This window comes from Spirillospora sp. NPDC047279 (assembly GCF_040643285.1).
Taxonomy (GTDB): domain Bacteria; phylum Actinomycetota; class Actinomycetes; order Streptosporangiales; family Streptosporangiaceae; genus Spirillospora.
In genome coordinates, this window is the sequence record NZ_JBEYUA010000006.1 from 251,747 (window position 1) to 275,107 (window position 23,361).

Below are 23,361 nucleotides of genomic sequence, written 5' to 3' on the forward strand. Positions count from 1 at the left end.
CGTTCCACCCCGGGCGACCCGGCGCGCCGCAGGTCCTCCCGTACCCTGCGCCGCACGTCCTCCTCCGCACAGGTCCGACGGGACGCCTCCGCGTCCCGGGTGGCGAAAACACCCGCGCAGGCCCCGCCCCCGCGAAGACGCCCCGTCTTACCCGTGCTCGTCGAGCATCTCCCAGCGCGCTAACAATCCGCTAAGAGACACGAACGTCCCTGTACCGAGTCCCAGGTGGGGCCCGGTACAGGGACGGTTTCCCGTGCCGTCCGGCCGGCTCGCGCCGGTCCGGTCAGACCGTCACGGGGGTGTCGGTGGTGGCCGGCTCCAGCGCCAGGTCCAGCACCTCGCGGACGTCGCTGACGGCGAAGACCGTCATGTTCTCCAGCACCTCCGCGGGCACCTCCTCCAGGTCCGGCTCGTTCCGCTTGGGCACGATCGCCGTCGTGATCCCGAGCCGGGAGGCGGCCAGCAGCTTCTGCTTCAGGCCGCCGATCGGCAGGACCCGCCCGGTCAGCGAGACCTCACCGGTCATCGCCACGTCCGACCGCACCGGCCGCCCCGACAGGAGCGACGCCAGCGCCGTGGTCATCGTGATGCCCGCGCTCGGCCCGTCCTTGGGGATCGCGCCCGCCGGGACGTGGACGTGCACGCCGCGGTCCTTCAGGTCGCCGACCGGGAGCTCCAGCTCGGCGCCCCGCGAGCGCAGGTAGCTGAGCGCGATCCGGGCCGACTCCTTCATCACGTCGCCGAGCTGCCCGGTGAGCGTGACCCCGGTGTCGCCGGTCTCCTTGTCGGCCAGCGACGCCTCGATGTAGAGCACGTCACCGCCCGCGCCGGTCACCGCGAGCCCGGTCGCGACGCCCGGCACGCCGGTCCGCCGCTCGGACCTGCTGAGCTCGACCTCCGGCGTGAACCTCGGCCGGCCCAGGTAGTCCTTCAGGTTCTCCGCGCCGACCGCCGTCGGCAGCTCGGCCTTGCCCAGCGCCACGTTCGCCGCGACCTTGCGCAGCACCCGGGCGATCGACCGGTCCAGCGAGCGCACGCCCGCCTCCCGGGTGTACTCGCCGGCCAGCAGGCGCAGCGCCCCGTCCTCGAAGTCCACCTCGTCCTTCTCCAGCCCGGCCTTCTCCAGCTGCCGCGGCAGCAGGTGGTCGCGGGCGATGGTGACCTTCTCGTCCTCGGTGTAGCCGTCCAGCTGGACGAGCTCCATCCGGTCCAGGAGCGGGCCGGGGATCGCCTCGACCACGTTCGCCGTCGCCAGGAAGAGCACGTCGCTCAGGTCGAGCTCGACCTCCAGGTAGTGGTCGCGGAAGGTGTGGTTCTGCTCGGGGTCCAGGACCTCCAGCAGCGCCGCCGTCGGGTCGCCGCGGTAGTCGGCGCCGACCTTGTCGACCTCGTCCAGCAGGACGACGGGGTTCATCGAGCCAGCCTCGCGGATGGCGCGCACGATGCGGCCCGGCAGGGCCCCCACGTACGTGCGCCGGTGGCCGCGGATCTCGGCCTCGTCCCGGACCCCGCCCAGGGCGACCCGGACGAACGTCCGGCCCATGGCCCGCGCGACGGACTCGCCGAGCGAGGTCTTGCCGACTCCGGGAGGACCGGCCAGCGCCAGCACGGCGCCGGAACGCCGGCCGCCGACGACGCCCAGCCCGCGCTCGCTGCGGCGCTTGCGCACGGCCAGGTACTCGATGATGCGCTCCTTGACGTCATCGAGCCCGGCGTGGTCGGCGTCCAGGATCTCGCGGGCGCCGGCGATGTCGTAGGAGTCCTCGGTGCGCTCGTTCCACGGGATGTCGAGCACCGTGTCGAGCCACGTCCGGATCCAGCCGCCCTCGGGCGACGCCTCGCTGGAGCGCTCGAGCTTGTCGACCTCCTTGAGCGCGGCCTCCCGCACCTTCTCCGGAAGGGCCGCGGCCTCGATCCGGTCGCGGTAGTCGTCCTCCTCGTCGGCGGGGTCGCCGTTGAGCTCGGCCAGCTCCTTGCGGACGGCCTCGAGCTGCTGCCGCAGGAGGAACTCGCGCTGGGTCTTCTCCATGCCCTCCTGGACGTCCTTGCGGATCGTCTCCTGGACGTCCAGCTCGGCGAGGTGATCCCTGGCCCACCCGATCACGAGCTCCAGGCGCTCGATCACGTCGGGGGTCTCCAGCACCTCGACCTTCTGCTCGTTCGTCAGGTACGGCGCGTAGCCGGCGTTGTCGGCCAGCGCCGAGGGGTCGTCGATCTGCTGGACCACGTCCACGACCTGCCACGCGCCCCGCTTCTGCAGGATCACGCTGACCAGGCCCTTGTACTCCTTGGCCAGCTCCTCGACGCGCCCGCCGGTCACAACCGGCACGTCGATCGCGGTGCCCTCGACCCACAACGCCGCGCCCGGCCCCGTGGTCCCGGTCCCGATCCGCACGCGGGAGACGCCGCGCAGGACGGCGCCCGGCTCCCCGCCGGGCAGCCGGCCCTCCTGCTCGATGACGCCCAGCGTCCCGACGGCGGCGTACTGCCCGTTCACGCGGGGCACCAGGAGCACCCGCGGCTTGGCGGCCGACCGGATCCCCGGCCCCTTGGCCTGCGCCACCGCCCGGGCCGCCTCGATCGCCGACCGGACCTCCCCGTTCTCGGAAAGGTCGAGCGGCACGACCATGCCGGGCAGAACGACCCCGTCGTCCAGGGGCAGCACCGGCAACGTCAGGGTCTCGCTCATGCTCAGCTCCAGGTTCTAGAAGGTTGAGTCACTCTCACTCAAGAAAACGGAGCCCGGTTTTGTTTCCTCAGCAACGTTCGCTCTCAGCGATCACCCGGACCATCCCGCCCGTCGTGATCTCCAACGCGGGGCGGAGGCCCCTGATTTCTTCTGGGATGACTGATTCCGCCGGGGTCCGGGGCGCGTACGGTGGCGATCATGGCGGAAAAGGACCTGGTCATGATGCTCGCCGCGCACGACGCGTTCCGGCGGGACCTGCGGTTGCTGAGCGAACGTTTCGACCCGGAGCGGTGGGCCTCGTTCCGGGCACAGCTGTCCACCCACCACCGGGCGGAGGACGCCGTCCTCTGGCCGCGGCTGCGGAAGCGCGGGGTCGATCCCGGGCTGGTCGACGCGATGGAGGCCGAACATTCCACGATCGACCCGCTGCTGCGGGCGGTGGACGGCGGCCGGCGGGACGAGGTGGCGACGCTCCGGGACGTGCTCGGCGCCCATCTGCGGCACGAGGAGACCGACGTGCTGCCCCAGGTGGACGAGGACGAGTGGCGGGTCCTGGACCGGGAGTTCCGGCGCAGGCTGGGGGTCAGGGGCATCCGGTCGTACTTCGCGTGGGTGCTGGAGGGCGCGTCGGACGAGATGCGGGCGAAGGTCCTGAAGGCGGCCCCGGCTCCGGTGAGGCTCGTGATCCGTTGAAGCCGAGGGGGCGCGAGGGCGAGACGGCGGCGCTGCGAGAGCTCCGTCAGGCTCAAGCGTTTTCGCCCCGCCGCCGCGCACGAACTGGCCGATGACGGCCGGACACTGGGCGCTCCGGGCGTTTTGAGTGATCATGAAACCTCCGTACAAAGGCGCACGGTTCTGGAGGGTTTCGTGAGAGCTGGGATTCGAATCGCCGCGATGACCGGGCTGGCGCTGGCCGCCTCGCTCGCCGTCGCGCCCGGTGCGCGGGCCGGGGTCGACGACGACATCCGGGTCAAGGAGAGCAAGGGCCGGATCAAGGCGGCCGGGCCCGGGTTCACCCTGAAGCTGACCCGGCACGGGATCGTCACCCAGGTCGTGGACGAGGAGTTCGGCGACCCGAGCACCGGGGAGCCGGTCACCCGGTCGACGCTCGACCTGGCCGGGCGCACGCTGCGCCCGTTCGTGTGCGACAACGGCACCTACACGGTGACGGGCGGCGCGTTCAAGCGCACCTTCCGCTTCTCGTCGCGCGAACGCCGGCCGGCGCCCTATCCCGAGCAGTTCCACACCGGCTTCCCCGGGCTCGTCACGCCGTTCCTCGGCGAGTTCGACGCGACCGTGACCGACGCCGCGGGCGAGACGCTGCGCGTGCTGATCTCCGACCTGGCGTACGAGACGTGGACGCCCGGCGGCGGCTTCCGCTCGACCGCGCCGATCCACGGGTTCGTCGTCGACGCCAAGGGCAGGATCCGTGACCGGATCTCGCTGTTCGGCCACTTCCGGTCGGGGCCGGGCGGGGCGAACGCCAAGTACTGGATCGAGGACCGCGGCACCTGCCACCAGACCGCCGACTACAACTGGGGCCCCGGCACCGACCGCGTGGTGGTGACGGGACCCCTGCTGGTGTTCCCGTTCAACTCTCCTGTGGTGACGCCGCGGAAGTAGCCGCACCCGCCTCGCGGCGCGACTCGTTCGCCGCCCAGGTGTAGACCCCGGTGACCATCTCCGCTAGGGGGCGGCCAGCAGCAGGTCGCCCCCGTCGGCGGCGCGGCGGGCGGCGTCGGCCAGCCGGGCCGCGCCGCCCGCGAGCTCCGCCACGGCGGCGCCAGCTCGGCAGCAGGGCGAGGGTCTGCTCGACGACGCTCTCCAGCCATCCGGCGGCCTCGGTGAGCGCCTGGTGGATCCGCTCCGCGCCGAAGATCGGGGCGCCGTGCGGTCGTCGGTCTCGCCCTTGGCGTGGAACAGCTCGAACGGCCGGTGCCCCTCACCCTTCCGGCTCCCCGGGTGCGGCCGCCACGCCCATCTCTCCCCCGCGTCCGGCTGGCGCGGACGTCGTCACTCCTCGGAGTCGATCCGCAGACCACGCGGGGCCTTCTGCTCTGCGCGAGCGCGCTCACACTGCGTCGGCTCGACTGAGCCACTCCCCCGGCGTTCACCCTCCGACCACCCGGTCACAAGCCGACCAAGTCTTTGTTGACCTGGGTTTACGACCCCATGACGCTGGGGTACTTACCGCAATGAGATCGTGACACAGAGTAAAGGACAATCTCCCCGGCCCGTAAAAAGGCAGGGCCCCAGCACTACATCGAGTCGAAGGAGGGTCAGATGCGACGCACACGGCGCGTGACACTCTCCGACGGCTCTCCCCCAGGCCTGGTCCGGACGGCCGAGGACGTTCCCGGCTCGCCCCGCCCCACGATGCGCCACCCCCATCGCGACCCCCTTCGCGAACCGGCGCACGGGGTGACGGCGACGCCCGGCGACACACCTCGGGTCCTCGGCCGTCCGGGACCGGCCCTCGCGCTCCGTCCGCCACCGTTCGCGGTGACCGGCGCGGAGCCGACCGGCCTGCCGCCACGCGTGCGCGGAGTGGCGGCAGGCCGCACGGCCCGTGCGGCGGAGTCCGCCGCACGGCCCGCCCTCGACCACCGGGCTCCGGTGCCCTACGCCCCCGCGGCACCGGCGTCCTTCACCGCCGGGCCGGCGGCATCTTCGAGCAATGCCGCCGGCCCGGCCATCCGCCTCCCGCGCACCGCGCGGATCCGGCCGCCGTGGGCCATCGTGCCGACGCGCGCGGCCACCTCGTTCCGGGAGGGAGGTGACCGGCAGGCCTGACGGAACGGAACGTACGGGCGGACCGGATTTGACCCGACCCCGTCCCGGCCCGCCCGCACAGCACGACATTCGCACCGCTGCGACGCCCGGCCCGTGGAGGCATCGGCCTCCACGGGCCGCGGCGCCTCAGAACTTCCGGCGCCAGTACTGGCCGTGGATGACGTCGCCGAAGCGCTCGACCGGCTCCTCCTCCGTCTCGAGCTCGAAGCCGGCCGCGAGGTAGAGGCGGTGCGCCGACGTCTGGAGCGCCGTGGTCCAGAGCATGATCTCCGCGTAGCCGGCCCGCTCGGCGAACCGCACGCACTCCCCGACGAGGGCGGCGCCGACGCCGAGGCCGCGGGTGGCCGGCTCGACGATGAGCAGGCGCAGCTGGGCGACCGTCGCGTCCTTGGCCATGCAGAAGACGCTGCCGACCGGCTCGCCGTCCATCTCGGCGATCCACGCGTTCTCGCGCGCCGGGTCGTGGCCCTCGCCGTAGCCCGAGACGATCCCGGCGACCAGCGCCTCGTAGGTGCGGTCCCAGCCGACCTCCTCGGCGTAGAGCGCGCCGTTCCGCTGCACCACCCAGCCGAGGTCGCCGGGCCGCAGCGGGCGCAGGGTGAACGCGGGCTCCGGCGCGCCCTCGTCCCGCAGCACGCCGTGGATGGTCTTCATCGCGCCGACCAGGCGGCGGCGGTCGCCGTCGGGGAGGCGTTCGAGCATGGCCTGGATCTCACCGACGGACCGTTCGTCCAGCATCGCGAAGACCTCGCGGCCGTGCGGCGTGAGCCGGACGACCTGGCGGCGCGCGTCGCCCGCCGACCGTTCCCGCGCCACGACGCCGTCGCTCTCGAAGCGGGCGAGCATGCGGCTGAGGTATCCGGCGTCCAGGTCGAGCGCCCGGCGCAGGGCCAGGACCTCGGTCGTCTCGCGCTGGGCCAGCTCGAAGATCACCCTCGCCTCGGTGAGGGAGTACGGCGTCTTGAGCAGGCCCTCGCCCAGCACACCGATCACGCCGGTGTAGAAACGGTTGAACGACCGGACCGTGGCGACCTCGTCGGGGATGACGGCCACGACTCACCTCCGCAACGTTTGACTCAGTCAAACATTACGCGGTCGGCACCGGCCCGCGCCACCTCAGGCCTGGGCGGGAGCCTCCGCGGCCTGCGCTGCCTGGGCCGCGGCCACCTCGCGCGCCTCGCGCACGATCTTCTTCTCGACGAAGAAGGCGAGGAACGGGACCAGGCCCGCGGAGACCATGATCACCATCTGCTTCAGCGGCCAGGCCGTCTTGCGCCACAGGTCGTAGGCGAAGGCCAGGTAGACGATGTAGAGGATGCCGTGGGTCGGCGAGATGAACGCCGACGGCGTCCCGTTGTCGGCGAAGACGCGGAGCGGGAAGCCCACGAAGCACACCAGGATCAGCATCACGCCGACGATGATCGCCAGAACGCGATACCGGTTGATGGCCGCTTCCACAGATCACACCTTTCTCAGGGGAACGCGGGGAGGTGGGACGTCCCGGGCCGGGCCCGGACGCGGGTCAGTCGCGCCGATGGCTCTCGGAGTTGAGGCGCGCCAGGTAGCGGTTGTAGGCCGCGAGCCGGGGGTCCTCTTCCTCCTGCTGCCGGATGATCTCACGCTTGACCTCGGCCTCCGCCGGCTCCTCGATCACCTTGGGCGCCGCGCGGCTCTCGTCGCCGCTCAGCTCGTCGCGGATCATCTTGACCCACATCACGATCACGAAGATGGCGAAGATCGGCCACTCGAACGTGTAGGCCCAGCTCCGGTCGTTGCCCGCCTGGGCCCGGTCGTACTGCCACCACCCGAAGCCGAGGAACGAGGCGCACAACACGATCGCCAGCGCATGCAGCCCAAGCCAGCCGGGGGTGAAGAACCTTCGCACGTCAACGAGACTACCCCGGCCCCCGCCGCGCCCGTGCCCAACCCCGGGCTAGCGTGTTCGTCCCCGTGGCGGCGGGCCGGTGTAGACCGCCCGGGGACGCAGCGGGGTCGCGCGCTCGTACTCCTCCAGGGCGTGCGCGAGCCAGCCCGCGGTGCGCGCCACGGCGAAGATCGCCTCGCCCGATCCGGGGGGCATCCCCGCCACCGCGGTCAGCGTCGCCAGCGCGAAGTCGACGTTCGGCTCGGGAAGGCGCCGCCGCGCCGCCTCCGCCCGGACGGCCGCCGCGACCGCGACCGCCGGATGGTCCGGCGCCACCGACTCGACCAGGCCGGACAGCACGGCGAACCGCCGGTCCCCCGACTTGTAGACCGAATGGCCGAACCCCGGCACGCGCTGCCCGTCCCGCAGCCGCTCGGCGATCACCCGCGCGGCCCGTCCGGGCTCGCCGATCTCAGCGAAGAGCCGTTCGGCGCCGAACGAGGCACCGCCGTGCAGCGGCCCGCCGACCGTGCCGAGCCCGACGCCGGCGACGGCGTACGGGTCGGCCCGCACGGAGGCGGCGACGCGCGCGGCGAGCGTGGAGGCGGCCAGCTCGTGGTCGGCCAGGAGCACCAGGGCGGCCTCCAGCGCCCGCGTCATCCCGGGTGCGGGCGGGCGGGCGGCGAGCCGTCCCCAGAGCCGTCCCGCGACCGAGCCGCCGGCCGGCGCGCCCGCCGCGGGCAGGGCGTCGACCATCCCGGCGATGAGCGCCCGCGCGGTCGCGATCACCCCGTCCCGGTCGAGCTGGAACCGCAGCGGGTCGGTGGCCGCCAGCGCCATCGTGATGAGCTGGAGCCGGTCGAGGGGCAGCACGTCGCCGGGCAGCCCCGCCTGGGCGGCGACCGCCGCCGCCAATCCGTCGTCCGGCGCGCGCCACCCGCCACCGTCCGTCGCGTCACCGTCCGTCGCGTCACCGTCCGTCGCGTCACCGTCCGTCGCGTCACCGTCCGGCGCGCCGCCGTCCGTCGCGTCACCGTCCGTCGCAGCGGCGCCCGGTGTGCCGGCGTCCGGGGCGTCCAGCGGCTCACCCGTCCACAGGAACTCGGCGATCTGCTCGTAGGAGTGGTCGGCGGCCAGCTCGGTGGCGTCCAGGCCCCGGTAGTAGTGGCGATCCGGCCCGAGCGTGGTCAGCGCGGACTCGATCGCCAGCTCGGTCGGGCTCGGCGGGCGGCGCGGACGGCCGCGGCGGGCCAGCTCCTCGATCTCGGCGGCGGCGAAGAGGCTGCGGCGGCCGTCCTCGTCGCGGCGGCGCCGCAGCACGCCCCTGCTCACGTACGCGTACAGCGTGGCGGGCTTCACACCGAGCCGCTCCGCCGCGGTCGCGGCGTCGATCCACTCCCCCACCGGCCGGTTCTCCCTCCACCGAAGCGAGCGACATTGATTTTGATCAATATTGATACATATGGATGAGAGTGTCAATCTGAGCGCATGCCTCAGATTCACTTCCTCGACGTCACCAACCGCGACGGCGTGCAGACCGCCCGGACCGGGCTGTCGAAGTTCGGCAAGACGATGGTGAACTTCTACCTGGGCCGGCTCGGCGTCGCGCAGTCGGAGATCGGCTTCCCGTTCCTGTTCCACGAGGTGCCCTACGTCCGGGCGCAGGTCGCGCTGGCCGGCGCGGGCGCGTTCGGCGGTCTGCGGCTCTCCGGGTGGTGCCGCGGCGTCGCGCAGGACGTGGAGAAGTCGCTGCCGCTCGGCCTCGCGCACTACAACCTGTCGATCTCCACGTCCGACTACATGATCGCCAACAAGTTCCGCGGCAGGCTGGACCGGGACGCGATCATCCGGGAGATGACCGCCGCCGTGCGCACCGCCAAGGCGGGCGGCGCGACCACGGTCGGGGTCAACGCCGAGGACGGCTCGCGCACCGACGACGGCTTCCTCACCGAGTTCGCGCTCGCGGCCAAGGAGGCGGGCGCCGACCGCGTCCGCTACTGCGACACCATCGGCGGCGACACCCCGGACCGCATCAGGGAGCGGTTCGCCAAGCTCGCCGCCGCGGTCGCCATGCCGGTCGAGACGCACTGCCACAACGACCTCGGGCTCGCCGTCGCCAACTCGGTCTCCGGCGCGCTCGGCGACCTGGAGGCCGGGCAGGACGCGTGGATCAACACCTGTGTCAACGGGGTCGGCGAGCGCGCGGGCAACGCCGACCTGCTCTCCACCATCCTGGCGTTCCGGCACGGCTTCGGGCTGGAGGAGCGCGGCATCGAGTTCGGCGACCCGATCGACCTGTCGTGGGCGCGCCGGTTCGCGCTGTGGGCGAGCTACGCGCTCGGCCAGCCGCTCCCGTACAACCAGGTCGGCTCGGGCCGCAACGCGTTCGCGCACGAGTCGGGCATCCACGCCGACGGCGCGCTCAAGGACCACGGCAACTACGAGCTCTACGACGAGGCGACCCTCGGCCCGTTCCCCGCGGACTGGCACACCGCCGCCGGCCGCGTCGTCCTCACCGGCGAGTACGGCGGCAAGGCCGGGTTCCGGCACGTGATGGACGGCCTCGGGATCGAGCCGGCCGACGAGGACCTGGCGTTCAAGCTCGTCCAGCTCTGCAACGCGATGACCGGGCGGCCGCTCACCGACGACGAGCTGCGCCTCATCGGCGGCCACCCGAACGAGCTTGCGCTGCTCTTCCCCGGGCAGCTGGACTGACCCGCACTGGACGACACCGACCGCCCTTCACCGGACCATCTCGAAAGATCAAAACGCCCCGGAATGTCGGTCGGCGGGTCTACGTTCCGGGCATGGCAACCGCACAGGCATACGCCTACTCGCGGCCCTCGGCGCTCGCCGGAGACTCCCTGGGCCTGTCGACCTCGGGCGGCACCACCGCCGCCGGGCCGGCCGCGCACCCGCACTTCTTCAGCGGCCTGCTCACCCAGGCCGCCCCGGCCGCCGCCGGGCTGATCGCGCTCGCCGACGTCGCGCAGGCGCGCTACCACCAGCCGCAGCTCACCGCCATGCGGGATCCGGTGGTGACCTGCAACGGCGACCGTCTCCGGATGGAGTCGTTCTCCGCCTGCTGCGGCGTGTACGCGCGGCTCGACGTGCTCGAGGGCGCGCTCGACGGCGACGTGGTCGAGCTCGGCACCACGAACGTGGACGTCAACGGCCCGCTGCGGGAGGCGCTCGCGCGGGTCGGCGGCTCCGACCCGCTGCACCTGGCCGTCGGCGCCGACGAGCTGGCGGTCACCACGCTGGACGGCGCGGTGGTGGAGAAGAAGGTGCCGCTGCCGGAACGCTGGCTGCGCGGCTTCGCCGAGGTGCAGGTCATCGCCGCCGCGTTCGACCCGCGCGCGGAGCTGACCGCGCCGGAGGCCGTGCGCTTCCTGCGCGGCCTGCCGCGCGGCGCCCGCGACGTGTTGTGGGCGGTGCCGGCGGGGCGCGGGCTCCGGGCGACGTCCCGGCCGGTGCCGGGCGCGGTCTGCCTGCCCGGTCCCGAACGGCTGCGGACCATGGTGCCGTTGCTGCGCTTCGCCCGCGCCCTGCGCGCGTACGGCCCCGTCGTCTCCGCCGGCAACGTGCCGGTGGCGAGCGCGTGGGAGCTGGAGCTCCCCGGCATGCGCTACGTCCTGACGTTGTCGCCCGAGGTCCGCCGCGGCTTCTCGGGCGAGGGCGCGGTGCTCGACGCGCTCATCACCGACGAGGCGGCGGAGGACGCCGACCTCATCGGCGCGCTGCTGGCGTTCGAGCCGCGCGTCGAGCCCGATCTGCTGGCCGGGCGCGCCGGCCTGGACACCGCCCGGGTGCGGGCGGCGCTGACCCAGCTCGGCACCTCGGGGCGGGTCGGTTACGACACCGCCGAGGCCGCGCACTTCCACCGGGAGCTCCCCTACGACCGCGACCGCGTCGCGGCGATGAACCCGCGGCTGCGGTCCGCCCACGCGCTGGTGGACGGGGGCGCCGTCGACTTCGTCTCCGACGGCGTCGCCCTGGTCGAGGTCGAGGACCGCACCCGGCAGGTGCGCTTCGGCGACGACGGCCAGGTGTCGTGCACCTGCCCGTGGTGGACCGACCACCGCGGCGGGCGCGGCCCGTGCAAGCACGTGCTCGCCGCCCGCCTCGTCCGTTCCAGAAGCCACGAGACCGTCCGGTGAACGCACGCGAGGTCCTGGACGGCTGGGTCGCCAGGCCCGCGCCGGAGGTGATCCGGCTGGCCCGCGCGCTCGCCCCGGCCGAACGCCGCGAGGTGGCCGCCGAGCTGCCGCGGTACCTGCGCGACCGGCTCGGCTCGCCGGCGTTCCGGTGGCCCGACAGCGACCGGACGGTGCGGCTGCTGGTCGCCGGCGCCGCGACGATCGGCGGCGCGGCGGGCGTCGCGAGGTGGGTCTGGCGCCGCGAACTGCGGTCCGCCGCCTGGTCGGACTCCTCCGGCCAGGCGCGCAGCCGCCTCGTCCGCGCGGCGGTGGCGGACCGGCCGGACGCGTGGCGCTCCGATCTCGCCCACCGGCTCGCCGGGCGGCTGCGCACCTCCGGCGACTCGTGGCAGGAGGCGCCGCTGTGGATCCTCGCCGCGGAGCTGATCCGCGACCTCGGTGAGCAGCCGCCGGTCACCCCCGCGTTCGTCACCGGCTGGACGGCCTGGGGCGCCACCCTGTCGCGCCTGGAGGACGACCCGTTCCTCGACGCGCTGCTCCCCCGGCTGTTCGAGGTCGACGGGCTCGGCGGCGCCCTCACCTGGGACCGCACGCTCGTCGGCCTCGCCCGTGAGGGCCGCGTCGAGCGGGCGGCGCTGCTCGACGGCTGCGCCGGCAGGTTCCTGCGCGGCGGCCGGGTGACGGACCTGCGCTGGTTCGTCCGGCTGTACGAGGCCCTCGAACCGAGCGTCGACGAGGCGGCCGCCCGGATGCGCGACCTCGTCCGGCTGCTGCCCACCGCGCCGGCGCCGGTCGCCGAGCTCGCGCTGCGCGAGATCCGCCGTGTGGACGCGGAACGCCCGCTCGACCCGGACCTGTTCGCCGAGGCGTCCGGCGCCCTGCTCTTCCGGCCCGAGAAGAAGCTCGTCCGCGCCACCCTCATCTGGCTCGACCGCACCGCCCGCAAGCACGACCGCGCCGGCGCGACCCTGGACGCGCTCGCCGCGGTCCTCGACGCCGACGACCTCGACGCGCGCGAACGCGCCCGCGCCACGGCCGCCAAGCTCGGCGCCACGGTCACCGCGGACGCCCCCGCCGGCGATCCCGCCCCGCCCGGCCCGCCGCCGTTCGTGCCTCGTGAGCTCCCCGCCCCGATCGCCACCCCCACCGAGCTCATCGAGGCCCTCAGCGCCGTGATGGCGCCCGGCCGGGGCGAGGCCGCGTACGGCGACCTCGAACGCGTGATGGCGGGCGTGGTCGAATGTGTCCACCGGGACCCCGGCGGCACGCGAGAGGCGCTGCTGCGGCTCGCCCCGGACGGGGCGCGCGACCGGCACAGGCGCATCGTCGGAGAGAGCCCCGCCGCGTGGGCGGCCCGCGCGGCACAGCGCATCCTGACGTCCGCCCCCTCGTTCGGCCTGCGCACGGTCCTCGACACGCTCCGCAGGGAACGGCCCTGGACCGACGCCCTGAGCGTTCCGCCGCCCGTGCTCTTCCTGCGGTGGAGGATGCGCGAGGTGCCCTCCCTGGTCGGCCGCGCGCCGCTGCTGCTGGCGACGCCGACGGCGGCGAGCGGCCATGTCGATCCCGGCGTCCTGGTGTCACGGCTGCGGAGCTTCGAGGAGGCGGGGCTGCTCGCGCCCCACGCCGACCTGCATCAGGCCCTGCTGCGCGTCCCCCGCGACATCGGGGCCGAAGCGGTCAAGGCCGCCGCGGAGCTGCGGAGCCCGGCCGGCCGTGTCCTGGCCGCCTGGCTCGCCGCCGGAGGCCTCCCCGACCCCCGCGTCACCTGCGAGCCGCTCAAGCTGCCGCCGAAGTACCACCGGGGACCCTACGACGACCGTTTCCCGACGAAGAGCCTGGCCACCGTCCGCCCGGCGCCCGGCGCGGACGTCCCGGAGCCGATCTCCCACCTGGTGCGGCTGCCCACCGGGGACGCCTGGACGCACCACCCCGAATACGCCTTCCGCAGCGGGCTGAGCGGCTGGCCCGCGCTCATGCCGTCCCACCGCGAGGTCATCGCCGGCCATCTGGCGACCTACCTGGCCGGATCGGAGGACGAGCCGGACGAGCTGGGCGCGGCACTCCTCGCCCTGGCCGAGGCGGACGGGCCCACCGGGGCCGCGACCGGCACGGTCCTCGCCCGCGGGCTCAGCGCGACCGCCAGGACGGCACGCGCCGGGTCGGTCGACGCGTTCCTGACGTTCAGCGCCCGGGGCCGGCTGCCCGCCGCCGAGCTGGGCACGGCGATCCCCGCCCTCGCCGGTCAGGGCATCGTCAAGGTCAACCGCGTCACCGAGGCGCTGGACGAGGCGGCCCGCGCCGGCGGGCACGCCGACGTCTGGGCGACGCTGGCCACCGCGCTCCCCAGGCTGTTCCCCGCGCCCGGCGAACGGGCCGCGACCGGCCTCGCCGACCTGGTCGCCCTCGCCACCCGTTCGGCCGAGACCCTCGGCGTCCGCACCGGCCTGCCGGGCCTCGCCGACCTCGCCGCTCGCGGCGGCGGCAGCCGCGTGGCCAAGGAGGCCGTACGCCTGCACCGCACGCTCACCGAGACCACAGGATGAAGGACCGCCGAATGGACGTCTGGGCCTACACCACCAGCCGCAAGCTCGACCGGGGCAGCCCCCAGAGCCTGCTGATGCTGCTCACCGCGTTCGGCGACGAGGAGCGCGCGGCGGTGGCCAAGGCGCTGCCCGGTCATCTCAAGGAGCTGACCGGCGGCACCCGTAACTGGAGCCCCTGGGGGTTGAACGCCCCGCAGGCCGCCGCGCTGCAGATCATCGGGGCGGCCTGCCTCCCGAGCCCCGCCGCCGTGGCGGCCTGGTTGTGCCGCCGCGACCTCGACACCAACCCCAACGGCCCCCGCTACCTGGTCCGGCACATCGTCCTGGCCGTCGCGCACCGCCCGCGCGAGTGGCGCGCCGACGTGGCGCGCCGGGTGGCCGGCCGGCTGCGCGTCGCCGACCAGGCCGACCGCTGGGGCGCCCGCGTCCGCTGGCAGATCGCCGACCAGCTGGCCCGCGACGCCGGCGAGGGCCTGCCCGCCGACGACGCCTACACCGTCGGCTACGCGCAGTGGACGGTGCCCGAGCTGGACGAGGAGCCCTACCTGGACGAGATCCTGCCCCGGCTCTTCGAGGTGGAGGCCGCCGGCCGGGTGCTCGACCGGGGCCAGGCCGCCGGGGACGACCCGTGGATCCAGGCGATCCTGCGCGTGGCCGAGGCGGGCCGGGTCAAGCGCGACCTGCTCGTCGACGGCTGCGTGCGGCGTTTCCTGCGGGGCGGGCGCATCCAGGACCTGCGCTGGTACGTCACCCTGTACAACGCCCTGGAGGTCACGCCCGCCGAGGCCGCCGCGCGCACCCGCGACCTCATCCGGTTGCTGCCCGCCGCGCCCTCCCAGGTCGCCGACCTCGCGCTGGCCGAGCTCCGCCGCGCCGACGACCTGGGGGCGCTCGACGCCGGGTCCTTCGGCGAGGCCGCCGAGGCGCTCCTCTTCCGTCCGGAGAAGAAGCTGGTGCGGGCCGCGCTCACCTGGATCGACCGGACGGCCGCCGCCCGCGGCCGGGTGGACGCCGCGCTCGGGGCGCTCACCGTCGCGTTCGGCCAGGACGGCCTCGACCTCCAGGAACGCGCCGCCAGGATCGCGGCCAGGCACGCGGGCAAGGCCGCCCCGGCCACCCGCGAGGCCGTCCGCAACGCCGCCGCCACCCTGCCCTCCGAGGCCCGCGCCCACCTCGCCAAGACCTTCGGCGAGGCCTTCGGTGAGTCCGCCGGCGACGCGGAGACCGCGACGTTCACCACCGCCGCGCCCGAGCTCCCGGTGCCGCCGCCCGTCCGCGAGTCGCCCCCGCCGATCACGTCGATCGCCGAGCTGACCGAGGCGATCGAGGCGCACCTGCCCGACCCCTCCTGGCCGGACGCCGAGAGGCTGCTGGGCGGGCTGGTCGACCTCGCCCACCGCGAGCCCGAACGGACTCGCGCGGCGATGCGGCGCATCATTCCCGACATCGCGCCATGGTTGCTGTACGACTACAACCCCTACAGCGATCAGGCCCTGGCCTGGGTCGGCGACGCGCTGCGCGTCCTGGTGCCGCCGACGCACCCGGCCCCCTACCCGGTCAGGCACAGCACGGCCGACGACACCGGCCCCGCCCCCGTCACGGCGCTGCGCGCCCGCATGCGCGAGACCGTCGCGGCGGTGGGCGGCAGCCCGCTGCTCCTGGCGACTCCGACGTTCGCCAACGGCCACATCGCCCCCGAAGTCCTGCTCGAACGGCTCGAACGGCTCGAAGCCGCCGGGGCCGAGCCAGGTCCCCTCGACCTCGACCAGGCCCTCCTGCGGCTGCCCCGCGACGTGCCCGCCGACGTGACGGCCCGGGCGGCCCGACTGACGTCCGCCGCCGGGCGCCGTACCGCCGCCTGGCTCGCCGAGGGCGGCATGGCCGACCCGGTGGTGACGTGCCGCAGGCGGACCATGCCGCGCGACGTCTCCACCTGGAGGGGCGGCAAGACCGAGGACGTCGAGATGGTCTTCCCCGAGATCACCCCGGCCGCCGCCGGTCCCCGGCCCGATCCCCACGGCCTGGGCCGGTTGCTGAGTTACCCGTCCACCCTGGGCCGGCAGAGCTGGATCCCCTACTCGTTCGTGTGGTGGCATTCCTTCCTGCCCTCCCACCGCGAGGCGCTCGCCGCGCATCTGCTGGTCCCGATGGCCGACAGGACCGAAGGCCGCGACGGCCAGGGCGCCCTCCTGCTGGCCCTGGCCGACACGGCGGGCCCGGCCGGTCCGGCGGTGGCCACCGCCCTGATCCTCGGGCTGAGCGCCAAGCGGGCGGAGGAACGCACCACCGCCGTCGACGCCCTCCTCACGTTCGCCGGGCGCCGGCAACTCCCCGCCGCCGAGCTCGGCACCGCCCTCGCCGCCGTGCCCCAGGTGAAGCTCAACCGGGTGACGTCCGCGCTCGCCGACGCCGCCCGTTCAGGTGCTCACGCCGAGGTCCTCGCCGTGATCGCCGCGGCGCTGCCGGGCCTGCTGCCCGCGCGCGCCGGCCTCGCCGACCTGATCGCCCTCGCCGCCGAGGCGGCCGAGACCGGGGCCCGGGTCCCGGTGCCGCCGGGCCTTTCCGACGTCACCGGCACCAGCCGGGTGGCCCGGGAGGCCACACGGTTGCACCGCCTCTTGACCTAGTACCCCCGACCCGTATGATGAGCTCGCATTTCGGTCACAACGTGGGCAGGGTGGGGGCGGGTATGACGGTCGTCGAAGGGCCCGCGGACCGTTCCAGCGGGCACCCGGCACAGCGGCGCATCCTGGCCGTTCTCACGGCCACGCAGGTGCTCGGCGGCATCGGGGTCGCGACCGGCGTGGCCATCAGCACGCTGGCGGCCTCGACGCTCTCGGGCAACGAGGCCATCGGCGGGCTCGCCCAGACCAGCGGCGTCACCGGCGCCGCGGTCCTGGCGATGCCGATGGCCGTCGCCGCCGCCCGTCACGGCCGCCGGGCGGCTCTCACCCTGGCGTACGGCTCGGGCGTGGCGGGCGCCGTCATCGCCGCGACCGCGGTCGGGCTGGGGCTCTGGCCGCTCCTGCTGGCGGGCCTGTTCCTCTTCGGGGGCGGCACCGCGGGGAGCCTCGCCGCCCGCTACGCCGCGACCGACCTGGCCCGCCCCACGCACGCGGCGCGCGACCTGTCCGTGGTCGTCTGGGCCACCACGATCGGGTCGGTCGCCGGCCCCAACCTGGCCCGCCCCGCCGACGACCTCGGCCGGGCGCTCGGCCTGGCCGCGTGGGCCGGACCCTACGCGCTGGCCGCCATCGCCTTCGGCCTGGCGCTGCTGGGCGTCATCGCCCTCCTGCGCCCCGATCCGCTGCGGGCCGCGGGCCAGGCGGGGGCGGCGGACGCGAAGGACGACGCGCCGCCCTCGCGCGGTGGGTGGCAGGTGCTGCGCACCACGCCGCAGGCCCGCCTCGCGGTCGCCGCCATGGTGGTGAGCCACATGGTGATGGTGTCGGTGATGGTCATGACGCCCGTCCACCTCGATCACGGGGACGCGAGCCTCACCGTGGTCGGCCTGGTGATCAGCCTGCACATCGCGGGGATGTACGCGCTCTCGCCGCTCCCCGGCTGGCTGGCCGACCGCTTCGGCCGCGTCCCGGTGCTCCTCATCGGCATGGCGCTGCTCGCCGCGGCCGCCGCGCTCGCCACCGTCTCGGCCCCGCACCACGTCACGCGCCTGACGGTGGCGCTGGTCCTGCTCGGGCTCGGCTGGTCGTTCGGCCTGGTCGCGGGCTCGGCCCTGCTGACCGAGTCGGTACCGCGCCCGGACCGCCCGTCCGTGCAGGGCCTGTCCGACCTGCTGATGAACGGCGGCGGCGCGATCGGCGGGCTGGCCGCGGGCGGCATCGTCACGGCCTTCTCGTACGCCGCCCTGTCGTCGGTCGCGGCGCTCGCCGTCCTGCCCATGACCGCCGCGCTCACCCTCGCCTGGCTCCGCCGCCCTGGAGACCACCGGGCCTGATCCGCCGCGAACGCAACGAATGTCGGCCGCGTGGTGTTGGTTGGGACAGTGACGGAGAAGGAGGGCCTGACATGGAGACGGAGACGCTGACGCTCGGCGCGATCGACACCGCGCTGGGCCGGCTGCTGGTCGGCGCGACCGAGCAGGGGGTGGCCTACCTGTCGTTCAAGGACACGCCGGGCGCCCGCGCGCGGGCGGTCACGAGGGTGGGCCTGCCGGTCGCCGACGACCCGGACCGCACGGCCAAGGCGATGGAGGGGCTGGCCGCCTACTTCGGCGGCGGCTCGGTGACGTTCGACGTGCCGATCGACTGGCGGCTGACGTCCGATCTCCAGCGCACGGTCCTGACCGCGCTCTACGAGCGGGTGCCGTACGGCAAGGTCGTGACGTACGGGGAGCTCGACCGGATCAGCGGAGCGGACGTGGGAGCGCAGGCGATCGGCCAGGTGATGGGAGGCAACCCGATCCCGGTCATCGTGCCGTGCCACCGCGTGGTCGCGGCCAACGGCCTCGGCGGTTACAGCGGCGGCTCCGGCGTGGAGGTCAAGCGCTGGCTGCTCACGCTGGAGGGTTCGGAGCCCGCCACGCTCGACTGGGACCCCGCCGTCGGGCCCTGACCGGCCCTGACGGGCGCTGACGGGCGCTGACGGGCGCTGACCGGCCTCTGACAGGCACCGCCACAACGCCGGAGCCGCGCCGTTACCGACGTGACGTCGGAAAACGTAGAATGGCCTGGTGCCCAAAATCAGCGAAGCCACCGTCGCCGAGCACCGCGCCCGCCAGCTCCGCACCCTCCTCGACGCGGCCCGCGTGCTCGTCGCCGAGGAGGGCATCGAGGCGCTGTCGCTCGCCGCGCTCGCGCGCCGGGTGGGACTGTCGCGGCCGAGCCTCTACGAATACTTCCGCTCCAAGGGCGACCTGGTGGCCGCCATCGTCGAGGAGGAGCTGCCGCGCTGGGCGTCGCTGGTGGAGGAGGCCCTGGCCGGGCCGTCCGACCTGGAGGGCAAGGTCGAGGCCTACGTCCGCGTCCAGCTGGAGGTCATGACCGACGGGCGGCACGCCGCCGCGGTGGCGCTGGTGGAGCACGCCCTGGCCGAGCCCGCCCGCGAACGGATCCGCGACGGGCACGCGCAGTTGCTGAGGCCGCTGGTGACCGCGCTCGACGAGGCCGGTGTCGCCGGCCCCGAGCTGCGCGCCCACCTCGTCCAGGGCATCGTCGACGCGGCGGCCAAGCTCTTCGCCGCCCGGCCGGGCAACGCGCAGGAGGTCATCGCCGTGTCGGTCGCCCAGGCCCTGCACGGTCTCGGCGGCCTGAACGAGACGGCGGCCTGAACGAGACGGTGCCCGAACGAGACGGTGCCCGAACGAGACGGTGCCTGAACGAGAGGGTCAGCCCTTGGCGCCGACCTCGTAGGTGACGCCGGTGAGGTCCTCGGAGACCTCCCACAACCTCCGGCCGAGCTCGGTCTTGCCGGCGGCCGGGTTGACGAAGACCTCGGTCGGGGCTCCGCGCCACTGCGCGAGCCGCGGCCCGTAGCAGGCGCCGCCCTCGACTCCGGGCGCCGTCGCCGCGTACAACGACGGCAGCGCGCCGCCCGCGGCGGACTGGGCGACCACCGCGTTGCCGAACGCGGCGGCCTTCTCCTCCAGCCGCTTGCCGGCCATCTTCGGGCCGGCGCCCTGGAGGTTGGTGGCGGCGAACCCCGGGTGGGCGGCGACGCTCAGCAGGTCGGGGACACGACGGTCGAGCTCCTTGGCGTAGACCAGGTTGGCGAACTTGGACTGCGCGTAGGCGCCCCACTTGCGGTAGCGCTTCTCCCACTGCAGGTCGTCGAAGCGCAGCCGGCCCGCGAACGCGAAGCCGCTCGTCACGGTCACCACGCGCGGCGCGGACGCGGCGAGCAGGGCGGGCAGCAGGAGCCCGGTGAGCGCGAAGTGCCCGAGGTGGTTGGTGCCGAACTGCATCTCGAAGCCGTCGGCCGTCGTGCGGTGCGGCAGCGCCATCACGCCCGCGTTGTTGACGAGGACGTCCAGCGGAGCGGTGCCCTGCGCCTCCGCGAACGACCGCACCGACGCCAGGTCGGCCAGGTCGAGCGGGGCGACCGCGACCTCGCCCGCCGGCACCTCGGTCATGATCTGGTCGTGCGCCCGCTGGCCGCGTTCCATGCTGCGGCAGGCCAGCACGACGGACGCGCCGTGGCGGGCGAGTTCGAGCGCGGTGTGGAAGCCGATGCCGCTGTTGGCCCCGGTGACGATCGCACGCCGCCCGGAGAGGTCGGGGATCTTCGCCGCCGTCCAGCCGCTCATCCTGGCACCTCCACGTCATATCGCGTTCTCGCGCCGTCGGGACTCCAAACTAGAGCCGCGTTCGGGCACCGACAACCTCTCCCCCGGGATGTGGCCCAGCCCACAGCACCAGCCCGCGGCACCAGGCCGCGGCACCGGTCCGCGGCACCGGTCCGCGGCACCGGGCCACAGGACCGGGCGGGCCACACCCCGGGCGAGCCGGGTCAGGCGGGAAGGTTCTTCTCGATCGCGGCGACGACCTCGGCCGACTCCGGCTCGGCCTGGGGTGAGAACCGTGCCGCGACGGCGCCACCGGGGGTGATGAGGAACTTCTCGAAGTTCCACCGGACGTCGCCGGTGTGCCCGTCGGCGTCGGGAACGTCGACGAGCCGCTCGTACAACGGGTGCCGTCCCTCGCCGTTGACCTCGACCTTCTCGGTCATCGGGAACGTCACGCCGTAGGTCGCCGAGCAGAACTCCGCGATCTCCTCGCTCGAGCCCGGCTCCTGGCCCATGAACTGGTTGCACGGCACGCCGAGCACCGTGAAACCACGCTCCGCGAACCGCTCCTGCAAACGCTCGAGACCCGCGTACTGCGGGGTGAGGCCGCACTTGGAGGCTACGTTGACGACGAGCACGGCCTTGCCCTGGTACTGGCCGAGGTCCGCAGGACCGCCCTGAAGACCTTCGATCTCTACCTCGTAGACAGACATGGGGCCGATCTTATGGACCGTCCCCGGCTCCTGACTACGTGCCGAGCGCGCTCACGAACGCGGCGAGCTGGTTGCCCGCGTTGGCGAGCTGGTCGAACGCGTTGTTGACCACACTCGCCGCCTCGGTGGGTTTGCTGAGCAAGTAGAAGATGACGAAGGCGATGGCCACATAGCGGAGGTTCTTCTTCATCCGTACGCCGTCCCTGTTCGTAGCGCAGCGACACACTGACCCGTTTCAATTGTGCCCAGCTGCAGTTGCCCGCAAAGCGCGATTTTACTGTGCCATGGGGCAAGGGCCGGATGCCCATGCGCGAAAGAGCCCCGTACCGTCTGAAGGGCACGGGGCCTCGCGGGGCTCTGCTTGCCGGAGGAACGAACCTCCAGACCCCCGAAGAGCGTCGCGCGGCCGGCCTCACATCACGCGGCGGCCGCGATCCTGGGTTACGGGATAGCGCTCACGAACTGCGACAACGACTCCGCGGCGTTGCCCAGACCACCCAGGGCGCTGTTCACCAGGTTCGCGGCCCCCTCGGGTCTGCTGATCACGTACCAGGCGACGAACGCGATCGCCGCGATTTTCAGATGCTTCTTGTTCATGCTTGCCCACCTCCCGCTGTCATGTGCCTACATGGAGTGATTCCCGATGGCAGACGAGGACTGCCCAAGGGGTCACAAAGGAAGAGTCATACGACAGGGGGTTCGGGCACGCTGAAGAGGCGACGCGCACCTTAACTTGGAACTTTCAGGGGAAGTTTACGAACTACCTGACGAACCGGGCGTAGCGTGCCGAGTCAGATAGTCCAGATAGACCGGGCGCAGTGCGTCCGCGAGCTCCCCTTCGCCCGCATGGGTGAACTCCTCGAGCAGCGACAACCCGTGCAGCATGTCGAAGTCGGCGCGCTCGCCGTCGCCGGTCGCGGCCGCGGCGGCCGGGATCGACCGTAGCAGCTCCCACAGGAAACCGACATCCCGCCGGTCGCGGGCGAGCTTCATCGCCCTGTCGTGCAGTTCCTTCGACGAGAGGGCGTCGAGGTCGGCGAGGCCGGGGGGCTGATCCGAGGTACCGGGCGTCTGATCGGACATGCCCCAGACTCTAGCCATGGGAGCCGACCGCGGCATCCGCCCGGCACGCGGCTACTTGGTAATGACTTCCTTGGGCACCGGACGGTCCTCGCGCAGGGCCGACCACAACTTCTTGGACTTGGCGGCGTCCCAGGTGATGTAGGAGCCGACGCCGGCCCTGCTGCCGAACGCGCCGAGCGGCACCGACGTGGTCACGCCCTTGCCGCCGGAGACGCCGCGCATGGCCCACATCATCCGGACGAGGTCGATCAGGTGGTCGTTCTCGTCCACGATGAAGTTGCTCGTGGCGTTCATGGCGAGCGGGACGCTCCGGAACGGGTTGAGCATGACGCCCGGGCTGGTCGACTTCTTCATCAGCGCGCCGAAGAACTGCCGCTGGTGCTCGACCCGGTCGAGGTCGGCCCGCGCGGTGGCGCGGGTGCGCACGTACCCGAGGGCCTCGCCGCCGGTCAGCGTCTGGCAGCCCGGCTGGAGGTCGATGCCGGCCTTGGGGTCCTTCATCCGGCTCTTGACGCAGATGTCGACGCCGCCGATGGAGTCGACGATGCCGACGAACCCGCCGAAGCCGATCTCGGCGTAGTGGTCGATGCGCAGGTCGGTCGCCCGCTCGACGGTCTTGACCAGCAGCGAGGGGCCGCCGAACGCGAACGCCGCGTTGAGCTTGTTGGCGCTCCGGCCCGGGATCGGGAGGTAGGAGTCGCGCGGGAGGCTGATCAGCGAGGTGCCGCCCTCGCCGTAGTGCAGCAACATCATCGAGTCGGTGCGGCGGCCGGCGGCCTTGCCGGTCGCGAACTCCTTGCGCTGCTTGCCGCTCAGCCCCTCCCGGCTGTCGGACCCGACGATCAGCCAGTTGGTGCCGGGAGTGTCGGCCGGGCGGCCCTCGTAGTCGGTCAGCACGCTCTCGCGGTTGAGCCGGGAGTCGAGATAGAAGTAGCCGCCGACCACGACGACGAGGAGGACGACCAGGACACCGGCGAGGATCTTGGGCCAGCGCCGCCGGCGCACCCGCCGCCCGGGCGGGAGGTCGCCACCGCGGGAGCCCACGCCGCGGAGCTGGTCGCCCGCGTACGGGTCGTGCCCGTACGGGTCCTGGTCGTAGGCGTACGGGTCAGCCCCGCCATGCGCGGGCTGCCTGCTGTGCGCCACGCGACTCCCCTCCCGTCGTGCCCGGCCGCGTCAGGCGGCCGGGCGTCGTCCATGCCAGTAGACCCTAGACATAACCGGCGGTCCTCGCGTCCATCCCGCGCATGATTGTCCACAGCTACAAAT

Annotated in this window: 21 protein-coding genes; 10 read left to right on the top strand and 11 right to left on the bottom strand. The window is 73.5% G+C overall.

All coding sequences use genetic code 11. The features are described from left to right. Positions 1 to 283: 283 nt before the first annotated feature. On the bottom strand, positions 284 to 2,689 hold the full coding sequence (gene lon / locus ABZ810_RS17400) for an endopeptidase La (RefSeq protein ID WP_358403977.1): 2,406 nt from the start codon (positions 2,687 to 2,689) through the stop codon (positions 284 to 286). Positions 2,690 to 2,887: 198 nt separating this feature from the next. On the opposite strand from lon, the gene ABZ810_RS17405 reads away from it, so the two are divergent. The 3 genes from ABZ810_RS17405 to ABZ810_RS17415 all read left to right on the top strand — a co-directional run bounded on the left by ABZ810_RS17405 (position 2,888) and on the right by ABZ810_RS17415 (position 5,482). Next, on the top strand, positions 2,888 to 3,382 hold the full coding sequence (locus ABZ810_RS17405) for a hemerythrin domain-containing protein (protein ID WP_358403978.1): 495 nt from the start codon (positions 2,888 to 2,890) through the stop codon (positions 3,380 to 3,382). A 201-nt stretch (positions 3,383 to 3,583) separates the two neighbouring features. Continuing rightward, positions 3,584 to 4,312: a hypothetical protein gene (locus ABZ810_RS17410; RefSeq protein ID WP_358403980.1), complete on the top strand. Its 729-nt coding sequence runs from the start codon at positions 3,584 to 3,586 to the stop codon at positions 4,310 to 4,312. Between the two features lie 660 nt (positions 4,313 to 4,972). Continuing rightward, the gene (locus tag ABZ810_RS17415; protein ID WP_358403981.1) at positions 4,973 to 5,482 is read left to right on the top strand and encodes a hypothetical protein; all 510 of its coding nucleotides are present in this window, start codon (positions 4,973 to 4,975) and stop codon (positions 5,480 to 5,482) included. 126 nt (positions 5,483 to 5,608) lie between these two features. Here the strand turns inward: ABZ810_RS17415 and ABZ810_RS17420 are convergent, their stop codons facing one another. From ABZ810_RS17420 to ABZ810_RS17435, 4 genes are all read right to left on the bottom strand, one after another. Continuing rightward, complete coding sequence (locus ABZ810_RS17420; RefSeq protein WP_358403982.1) at positions 5,609 to 6,535, bottom strand: helix-turn-helix domain-containing GNAT family N-acetyltransferase; 927 nt, start codon at positions 6,533 to 6,535, stop codon at positions 5,609 to 5,611. Positions 6,536 to 6,598: 63 nt separating this feature from the next. Beyond that, on the bottom strand, positions 6,599 to 6,940 hold the full coding sequence (locus ABZ810_RS17425; RefSeq protein ID WP_358403984.1) for a DUF3817 domain-containing protein: 342 nt from the start codon (positions 6,938 to 6,940) through the stop codon (positions 6,599 to 6,601). Positions 6,941 to 7,004: 64 nt separating this feature from the next. Further along, positions 7,005 to 7,367 (bottom strand): hypothetical protein, encoded by a 363-nt coding sequence (locus ABZ810_RS17430; protein ID WP_358403985.1) that lies wholly within the window; start codon positions 7,365 to 7,367, stop codon positions 7,005 to 7,007. 48 nt (positions 7,368 to 7,415) lie between these two features. Continuing rightward, the gene (locus tag ABZ810_RS17435) at positions 7,416 to 8,750 is read right to left on the bottom strand and encodes a citrate/2-methylcitrate synthase (protein WP_358403987.1); all 1,335 of its coding nucleotides are present in this window, start codon (positions 8,748 to 8,750) and stop codon (positions 7,416 to 7,418) included. A gap of 84 nt (positions 8,751 to 8,834) precedes the next feature. Between ABZ810_RS17435 and ABZ810_RS17440 the strand changes: the two genes are divergently transcribed. The 7 genes from ABZ810_RS17440 (at position 8,835) to ABZ810_RS17470 (ending at position 19,342) form a co-directional block, all read left to right on the top strand. Continuing rightward, positions 8,835 to 10,061 carry a hypothetical protein gene (locus ABZ810_RS17440; RefSeq protein ID WP_358403988.1) on the top strand — a complete coding sequence of 409 codons (1,227 nt, stop codon included), beginning with the start codon at positions 8,835 to 8,837 and terminating at the stop codon, positions 10,059 to 10,061. Between the two features lie 92 nt (positions 10,062 to 10,153). Then, positions 10,154 to 11,506 (top strand): SWIM zinc finger family protein, encoded by a 1,353-nt coding sequence (locus tag ABZ810_RS17445; RefSeq protein WP_358403989.1) that lies wholly within the window; start codon positions 10,154 to 10,156, stop codon positions 11,504 to 11,506. Then, on the top strand, positions 11,503 to 14,052 hold the full coding sequence (locus ABZ810_RS17450) for a DUF6493 family protein (protein WP_358403990.1): 2,550 nt from the start codon (positions 11,503 to 11,505) through the stop codon (positions 14,050 to 14,052). Before ABZ810_RS17445 ends, ABZ810_RS17450 begins: the two co-directional genes overlap by 4 nt. A gap of 11 nt (positions 14,053 to 14,063) precedes the next feature. Further along, a complete protein-coding gene (locus ABZ810_RS17455) occupies positions 14,064 to 16,679 on the top strand; it encodes a DUF6493 family protein (protein WP_358403991.1) in 2,616 nt (871 codons plus the stop codon). Between the two features lie 62 nt (positions 16,680 to 16,741). Then, positions 16,742 to 18,010 carry an MFS transporter gene (locus ABZ810_RS17460; protein WP_358403992.1) on the top strand — a complete coding sequence of 423 codons (1,269 nt, stop codon included), beginning with the start codon at positions 16,742 to 16,744 and terminating at the stop codon, positions 18,008 to 18,010. A gap of 71 nt (positions 18,011 to 18,081) precedes the next feature. Beyond that, entirely contained in the window at positions 18,082 to 18,627 is a 546-nt protein-coding gene (locus ABZ810_RS17465) for a methylated-DNA--[protein]-cysteine S-methyltransferase (RefSeq protein WP_358403993.1), read from the top strand. 118 nt (positions 18,628 to 18,745) lie between these two features. Continuing rightward, positions 18,746 to 19,342, top strand: coding sequence for a helix-turn-helix domain-containing protein (locus tag ABZ810_RS17470; RefSeq protein WP_358403995.1), 597 nt, complete (start codon positions 18,746 to 18,748; stop codon positions 19,340 to 19,342). A 57-nt stretch (positions 19,343 to 19,399) separates the two neighbouring features. Here the strand turns inward: ABZ810_RS17470 and ABZ810_RS17475 are convergent, their stop codons facing one another. The 6 genes from ABZ810_RS17475 to ABZ810_RS17500 all read right to left on the bottom strand — a co-directional run bounded on the left by ABZ810_RS17475 (position 19,400) and on the right by ABZ810_RS17500 (position 23,238). Continuing rightward, the gene (locus ABZ810_RS17475; protein ID WP_358403996.1) at positions 19,400 to 20,317 is read right to left on the bottom strand and encodes an oxidoreductase; all 918 of its coding nucleotides are present in this window, start codon (positions 20,315 to 20,317) and stop codon (positions 19,400 to 19,402) included. 203 nt (positions 20,318 to 20,520) lie between these two features. Next, positions 20,521 to 21,009 carry a glutathione peroxidase gene (locus tag ABZ810_RS17480; RefSeq protein ID WP_358403997.1) on the bottom strand — a complete coding sequence of 163 codons (489 nt, stop codon included), beginning with the start codon at positions 21,007 to 21,009 and terminating at the stop codon, positions 20,521 to 20,523. Between the two features lie 34 nt (positions 21,010 to 21,043). Then, entirely contained in the window at positions 21,044 to 21,199 is a 156-nt protein-coding gene (locus tag ABZ810_RS17485) for a hypothetical protein (protein WP_358403999.1), read from the bottom strand. Between the two features lie 251 nt (positions 21,200 to 21,450). Next, positions 21,451 to 21,606, bottom strand: a complete 156-nt coding sequence (locus ABZ810_RS17490) for a hypothetical protein (RefSeq protein WP_358404000.1) — start codon at positions 21,604 to 21,606, stop codon at positions 21,451 to 21,453. 156 nt (positions 21,607 to 21,762) lie between these two features. Further along, on the bottom strand, positions 21,763 to 22,092 hold the full coding sequence (locus tag ABZ810_RS17495; protein WP_358404001.1) for a hypothetical protein: 330 nt from the start codon (positions 22,090 to 22,092) through the stop codon (positions 21,763 to 21,765). Positions 22,093 to 22,143: 51 nt separating this feature from the next. Beyond that, the gene (locus tag ABZ810_RS17500; RefSeq protein WP_358404003.1) at positions 22,144 to 23,238 is read right to left on the bottom strand and encodes an LCP family protein; all 1,095 of its coding nucleotides are present in this window, start codon (positions 23,236 to 23,238) and stop codon (positions 22,144 to 22,146) included. Between the last annotated feature and the right edge of the window lie 123 nt (positions 23,239 to 23,361).

What these genes read in the sequence shown, in the direction of transcription:
- lon (WP_358403977.1), bottom strand. Translation starts at nt 2,689, where the DNA reads ATGAGCGAGACCCTGACGTTGCCGGTGCTGCCCCTGGACGACGGGGTC.
- ABZ810_RS17405 (WP_358403978.1), top strand. Translation starts at nt 2,888, where the DNA reads ATGGCGGAAAAGGACCTGGTCATGATGCTCGCCGCGCACGACGCGTTC.
- ABZ810_RS17410 (WP_358403980.1), top strand. Translation starts at nt 3,584, where the DNA reads ATGACCGGGCTGGCGCTGGCCGCCTCGCTCGCCGTCGCGCCCGGTGCG.
- ABZ810_RS17415 (WP_358403981.1), top strand. Translation starts at nt 4,973, where the DNA reads ATGCGACGCACACGGCGCGTGACACTCTCCGACGGCTCTCCCCCAGGC.
- ABZ810_RS17440 (WP_358403988.1), top strand. Translation starts at nt 8,835, where the DNA reads ATGCCTCAGATTCACTTCCTCGACGTCACCAACCGCGACGGCGTGCAG.
- ABZ810_RS17445 (WP_358403989.1), top strand. Translation starts at nt 10,154, where the DNA reads ATGGCAACCGCACAGGCATACGCCTACTCGCGGCCCTCGGCGCTCGCC.
- ABZ810_RS17455 (WP_358403991.1), top strand. Translation starts at nt 14,064, where the DNA reads ATGGACGTCTGGGCCTACACCACCAGCCGCAAGCTCGACCGGGGCAGC.
- ABZ810_RS17460 (WP_358403992.1), top strand. Translation starts at nt 16,742, where the DNA reads ATGACGGTCGTCGAAGGGCCCGCGGACCGTTCCAGCGGGCACCCGGCA.
- ABZ810_RS17465 (WP_358403993.1), top strand. Translation starts at nt 18,082, where the DNA reads ATGGAGACGGAGACGCTGACGCTCGGCGCGATCGACACCGCGCTGGGC.
- ABZ810_RS17475 (WP_358403996.1), bottom strand. Translation starts at nt 20,317, where the DNA reads ATGAGCGGCTGGACGGCGGCGAAGATCCCCGACCTCTCCGGGCGGCGT.
- ABZ810_RS17480 (WP_358403997.1), bottom strand. Translation starts at nt 21,009, where the DNA reads ATGTCTGTCTACGAGGTAGAGATCGAAGGTCTTCAGGGCGGTCCTGCG.
- ABZ810_RS17485 (WP_358403999.1), bottom strand. Translation starts at nt 21,199, where the DNA reads ATGAAGAAGAACCTCCGCTATGTGGCCATCGCCTTCGTCATCTTCTAC.
- ABZ810_RS17490 (WP_358404000.1), bottom strand. Translation starts at nt 21,606, where the DNA reads ATGAACAAGAAGCATCTGAAAATCGCGGCGATCGCGTTCGTCGCCTGG.
- ABZ810_RS17495 (WP_358404001.1), bottom strand. Translation starts at nt 22,092, where the DNA reads ATGTCCGATCAGACGCCCGGTACCTCGGATCAGCCCCCCGGCCTCGCC.